Source organism: Bifidobacterium sp. POST2/T3 (B1), from assembly GCF_058197115.1.
Window position 1 is genome coordinate 1 of the sequence record NZ_JBVPQK010000169.1, and the last position, 5,752, is coordinate 5,752.

At 57.7% G+C, this 5,752-nt stretch carries 4 protein-coding genes; 2 read left to right on the forward strand and 2 right to left on the reverse strand.

The window, feature by feature from the left end; genetic code table 11:
* Window positions 1–332 precede the first annotated feature (332 nt).
* Window positions 333–2,147: a proline--tRNA ligase gene (locus tag AC0AP0_RS08135; RefSeq protein ID WP_490430103.1), complete on the forward strand. Its 1,815-nt coding sequence runs from the start codon at window positions 333–335 to the stop codon at window positions 2,145–2,147.
* Between the two features lie 129 nt (window positions 2,148–2,276).
* On the opposite strand, the gene AC0AP0_RS08140 is transcribed toward AC0AP0_RS08135, so the two are convergent.
* Window positions 2,277–3,131, reverse strand: coding sequence for an exodeoxyribonuclease III (locus AC0AP0_RS08140; RefSeq protein ID WP_490430100.1), 855 nt, complete (start codon window positions 3,129–3,131; stop codon window positions 2,277–2,279).
* A gap of 1,167 nt (window positions 3,132–4,298) precedes the next feature.
* Between AC0AP0_RS08140 and AC0AP0_RS08145 the strand changes: the two genes are divergently transcribed.
* Window positions 4,299–4,814: a single-stranded DNA-binding protein gene (locus AC0AP0_RS08145; protein WP_490430101.1), complete on the forward strand. Its 516-nt coding sequence runs from the start codon at window positions 4,299–4,301 to the stop codon at window positions 4,812–4,814.
* A gap of 119 nt (window positions 4,815–4,933) precedes the next feature.
* On the opposite strand, the gene AC0AP0_RS08150 is transcribed toward AC0AP0_RS08145, so the two are convergent.
* Window positions 4,934–5,752: M13-type metalloendopeptidase (locus tag AC0AP0_RS08150; protein WP_490430102.1), on the reverse strand; the 819-nt coding region annotated here is incomplete at its 5' end.

Below are 5,752 nucleotides of genomic sequence, written 5' to 3' on the forward strand. Positions count from 1 at the left end.
CAGCGTCATGATTGATCTCAAGTGATGATCCGGGGCGTGGCTGCCAGAACTACGTATGATTGGCGCGATGAATAATGTTGGTTTTCAAGAGCTTCCACCTGCTAGCGGTGAGCGCGAGTCAACCCACTGCCTCAACTTCGAAATGGTGTCCAGGCGAGCATTGTTTTTTGAGGGTGATTCGTCCTCGACGTTGTTGAGCGGCCGTTGCGACCATAGCGACCTTCTCTGAGAAAGCGTCCATAATCATAGGGGTTTCTGGCTTGCTTTCAACAAATTGTCATAAGGCGTCCTTTATGGCTGCTTGTCCCTTTGCGCGCATATCTTTGGGAGGTATGAGAACCAAAGCCATGCGCATGTCAACCCTCTTTCTGCGGACCCTCAGGGAGGATCCGGCCGACGCCGATGTGGACTCGGCCAAACTCCTTCAGCGTGCCGGATACGTCCGCAAGGTGGCCCCGGGCATCTTTACCTGGCTGCCACTGGGTCTGAAAGTCCTCGACAAGGTCCAGGCCGTGGTCCGGGAGGAGATTAACGGCATTGGCGCCCAGGAGGTCCACTTCCCGGCCCTGCTGCCTCGCGAGCCCTACGAGGCCACCCACCGATGGGAGGAGTACGGCGAGAATCTCTTCCGCCTCCAGGACAGGCACGGCGCTGATTACCTGCTGGCTCCCACCCATGAGGAGATGTTCACCCTTTTGGTCAAGGACATGTATTCCTCATACAAGGACCTGCCAGTGGTTCTCTACCAGATCCAGACCAAGTACCGCGACGAGTTTCGTCCCCGCGCAGGGCTGATCAGGGGTCGCGAGTTCATCATGAAGGACGCTTACTCGTTCACCGTGGACGAGGAGGGGCTGAAGAAGGCCTACCAGGATGAACGCGGTGCCTATGAGCGAATCTTCAAGCGTCTGGGCGTCAACTACGTAATCGTCCATGCGGTCTCCGGGCCCATGGGGGGATCCGAGTCCGAGGAATTCCTGGCTCCGTTGCCTATAGGTGAGGACACTTTTGCTCTGGCGCCCTCGGGGAAGGCGTGGAATGTGGAGGCGCTGACCACCCCGCGTCCTGATCCCGTCGACTACACTAAGATTCCCGCCATGCAGGAGCTGGATACCCCTGACTCAACCACCATCGATACCCTGGTGGAGCGGTTCAACCAGCTGCATCCTCGCGAGGATGGCCGGGACTGGACCGCTGCCGATACTCTGAAGAACCTGATTGTGGCCGTCAAGCATCCTGCAGATGATGACCATCCCGAGGGCTGGCGGGAACTGGTGGCCGTCGGCCTGCCGGGTGATCGTCAGGTGGACATGAAGCGGTTGGAGGCCCAGTTCGCCCCGGCCGAAATCGAGGAGGCCAATGAGACCGACCTGGCTGCACACCCTGAGCTGGTCAAGGGATACATTGGCCCCCGTGTTCTGGGCCCTCAGCGTTCGGACAGCGAGTCTGCCGCCCATATCCGCTACTTCCTCGATGCCCATGTGGCGTCTGGCTCAGCCTGGGTGACCGGTGCCGATGCCGAAGGCGTGCACCTGGCCAATGCGGTCTACGGTCGTGACTTCCAAGCCGACGGAGTGGTGGAGGCCGCCGAGGTCCGTCACGGTGACATGAGCCCTGACGGATCAGGGCCGCTCAGCTTCGAGCGTGGCGTGGAGATCGGCCAGGTCTTCCAGCTCGGACTGAAATACTCTGACGCATTGGGTCTGAAGGTTCTGGACCGCAATGGCAAGGCGGTGCCGGTCTGGATGGGTTGCTATGGCATCGGCATTTCCCGTGTGCTGGCCTGCATCGCTGAGATGCATCACGATGACAAGGGTCTGGCCTGGCCCAAGGCTGTCGCTCCCGCTGCGGTTCATGTGGTGGCCACCGGCAAGAAGCAGGAGGCCTTCGATGCCGCTGAGAAGCTGGTTGCCGACCTGGAGGACCGTGGCGTGGAGGTCCTCTACGATGACCGGCCCAAGGTGTCTCCCGGGGTAAAGTTCAAGGATGCCGAGCTGATCGGGGTGCCTCTGGTCGCTATTGCCGGTCGCGACACCATCGCCAACGGTACCATCGAGATCCGCAACCGTGACGGCTCGGAAGTGCAAGCTGTTCCTGCCAATCAGGCTACTCAAGTGATTATGGATCGGATTGCAGCTCTCCAGTAGGCTATGCCACGCTCATAGTTGCTTATTCGCAACCAATGTAGAGAGGTGGGGCCTAGGCCGTGTCAAGATGCACGCGACCGAGGCCCCACTCTTTTGGTTGTATCGGTTTGGGTTCGGGTATCTATCCAGTCAGATGCGCAGCAGAATGGGCAGGTGGTCCTGGCGCTCGCCTGTGTCCACGGGTTCGCTGGTGCTGACCTGGTCAGCAATCCGGTTGGAGGTCAGCCAGTAGTCGATGCGCCAGCCGGAGTTGTTGATCTTGCTCTTTGGGGCACGCTGTGCGAACCAGGTGTAGACGCTGCGGTGATCGTCGTAGAAGCCAGCGGCATCGCCATGAATTTTTCGGAAGGTGTCGGTGAAGCCTGCATCCAGCAGAAGGCTGAACTTTTCGCGTTCCTGATCAGTGAAGCCGGCGGAATGGTGGTTGGATGCCGGGTTGGCGATGTCGATCTCCTCGTGGGCCACATTGAAGTCGCCACAGGCCAGGACCGGCTTGCGGGCATCCAATTCCTGCAGGTAGCGACGGTAGCAATCGTCCCAGACACCGCGCGGCTTGAGCCTGACCAGTCCCGATCCGGAATTGGGGGTGTAGACCGTGGTCACGAAGCAGTCCGGGAACTCCAGAGTGAGCATGCGGCCCTCGTCATCCATGGTGTCGGGAGCGCCGATGCGGGGGCGGGTCACGGTAGGTTCTGGTAGGCTCTTGCGGTAGAGCATGAGCGTGCCCGCGTAGCCTGTACGGGCCGGGGCCTCGGAGCGGCGGTCCACCTCCTGGTAATCGGGGAAGTAGCGCATGAGCGCCTTAAGGACGCCTGCGGATTTCTTCTGGTCACCGTTGAGTTTGGTTTCCTGGATGGCTACGACATCGGGGTCCAGATCTCGGATGTTCTCCACCACCTTAAGGGAGAGGGCGCTGCGGCTGCTCTTGCCCAGTAGGGCGGCGTTGAGCGAATCGATGTTCCAACTAACCAGCGTGTGAACCATGACTGCGGGTCCTTCCAAACCGTGCCGATGTATCTGCTCTCACAGTTTAGCCCAGGACCAATGTTCGATGGTCCTGGGCTGTGAAGGAGACATTGCGGATCCAGTTATGGTTTCCGCTGATGTGTCCTTCGGCATCAGCACAAAAAGCATCGATAAATCAGGCCTCAATCGAGATACTCGGGTGAATGCCATCTTCGAACGTAGCTCACCTGGCTCCTTTCGTCGATCTTGCGGCCTTGTCTTCACGTCTGCGCGTCAGCCTCGGCCAGAATGATTCACGCCTAGTGACTGTTCGAGGAGCCTGCGGCCTTCTCTGGTTCGGAAAGGAGTTGCCTGAGTATTGAGTCTCTCATTCTTTTTGTACAGTCGTGTGTTTCCTGACGGATAGTGACTGGTTACGATTGTCCACCTGGAGTGTTCATAAGGTAATCGGAACAGCATCACTGTAAGCGGCCGGGAACAAGATAATGAGTGGCAGCTTGTCCTTATAGCGCAGGCCGCCACCCATTATCGGTGATGAAGTCATAGGAATTAAAAGCCAGTGCCGCCCATAGGATATTGCCTGGATTTATGTATGCTGTGTTCTGTTCTTCCTGAAGTACCGAATCAACAATGTAACGGGTATAGCAACTGCTGCTATCCCTGCTACGCATCCCACTATCGCTACTACGCCCGCAATCGCTCCTGTAATCATGTTGTGTCCACCTCTCTCCTTGAACAATCAGCAATTATGAGTCGTCGAGGCATTATCGCCATTGACGTCTACCTGCATCCGAGCCGTTCATTTTTCGTTATCAAGTTTTCCTCTGTTCTCGATTTTCATAATTATGGGTAAATCCACCCCGCTTTACCTGATGAGATAGGTATTACTGACAAGAGACCTGTCTCAAGTTTCTTATGGAAGAAGGTTGGTTTGTCCACAATCTGAATCAGTCCGAGTTCGTTCGACCACAATGGTCTGCAGGTCGTGTACGTGGACGTGGACGGAGGCAGGATGGACTCACCGTTCGATGGAGGGTTCCTGGCCGGGGCCAGTCCCTTCCCCCGCTCCGATTATCCGCGCTCTGGTCGGGGATTCTCCGTCGAATGGCCTCACCGCTGCAAGATCAGGAATCGATTGGCAGATTTACAGCGTCGAATTCATAACATCAACAGAGAGGTTTCGGTATGGCCATCAACGAAATAAAAACGACTGTCTTGGGCTTTATGGGGACCCAACCAACGCGTCTGGGACAGCCTGGGTCTACGCCGGTCTGCTCCTTCAGGCTGGGTTCCACTCCGGCCCATTACGACACTGCGGCTGGAGTGTGGAAACGAAAATCCACAACTTGGTTTACTGTCAAAGCTTTCAGGACTCTGGCGGTCAATGCCCTGGCCTGTCTGCACAAGGGCGATCCGGTCATGGTGACGGGATCTTTGGTGACGGAGGAGTGGATCAGCGATGGCCAACCGCACAGCAGTCTGGTTTTGGTGGCGGATGGCATCGGTCACGACCTAGCCCGGGGGCAGGATACCTTCACCAGGATCCGATCGGGTACCGCGCCTATTGATGAGGGAGCTGACGGTCCGGACCCTTGGACCACGCCGCCATCGTCTTTATCGTCCGAAACTGCGTCTGCCTCTGCATCATCTGCGTCATCTGCAGCCGAGGAGACATCGGTGAAGGCTTCCGATGCCGAATGAGCACAGGTTGTTTCGGCCTAGCAAAACGAAAGCGGGAGACCGACTGATTTTCGTCGGCCTCCCGCCTTGATCAGTAGGCTGATTAAAACCGTCAACCAACGGTTTTAATCAGAACAGGTTTACCAGATCTTGACTCGTGCGTCGGGTTCCAGCCACATGCCGTCGTCGGCGGTGACTCCGAAGGCCTGATAGAAGCGATCCACGTTCCTGACGATGCCGTTGGTGCGGAATTCAGCAGGGGAGTGGGGATCGATCTGCAGATACTGTTCGGCCAGCTGATCCCTGTTCTTGGTCCTCCATATGGAGGCATAAGACAGGAAGAACCGTTGCAGGCCAGTGTAGCCGTCCATGACTGGAGCCGAGGCTAGCGCCTGGTCCATGGCAGCATCGTCTGTCTCGGCTGTGCCGCCCTCCCTCTTCTGCAAGGAGATGGCATAGGCCTTGATGGCGATGTTGACGCCTCCCAGGTCCCCGATGTTCTCGCCAATGGTCAACGCTCCATTGACATGAGGTGCTTGCTCGGGCTCGTCGGCGTACTTCTCGGCAAGTTGCTGGGGGACAAATCCGTTGTACTGCTCAATGAGTGCTTTGGTCCGTTGTTCGAAGTTTTCGCGGTCCTGCGGGGTCCACCAGTCCTGCAGACGTCCGTCACCGTCGTACTTGGAGCCCTGGTCGTCGAATCCGTGGCCGATTTCGTGGCCGATGACCGACCCGATGCCTCCGTAGTTGACGGCGTCGTCGGCGTCTGGGTCGAAGAAAGGCGGCTGCAGGATGGCTGCGGGGAAGACGATGACGTTCAGCGTGGGCTCGTAGTAGGCGTTGACCGTCTGAGGGTTCATCAGCCACTCTTCCTTGTCCACAGGCTGACCGGCCTTGCAGAACTGGTAGCCGGACTCGTAGATGTTGGCCCGCCGCACGTTGTCGACCAGACCCAGCTT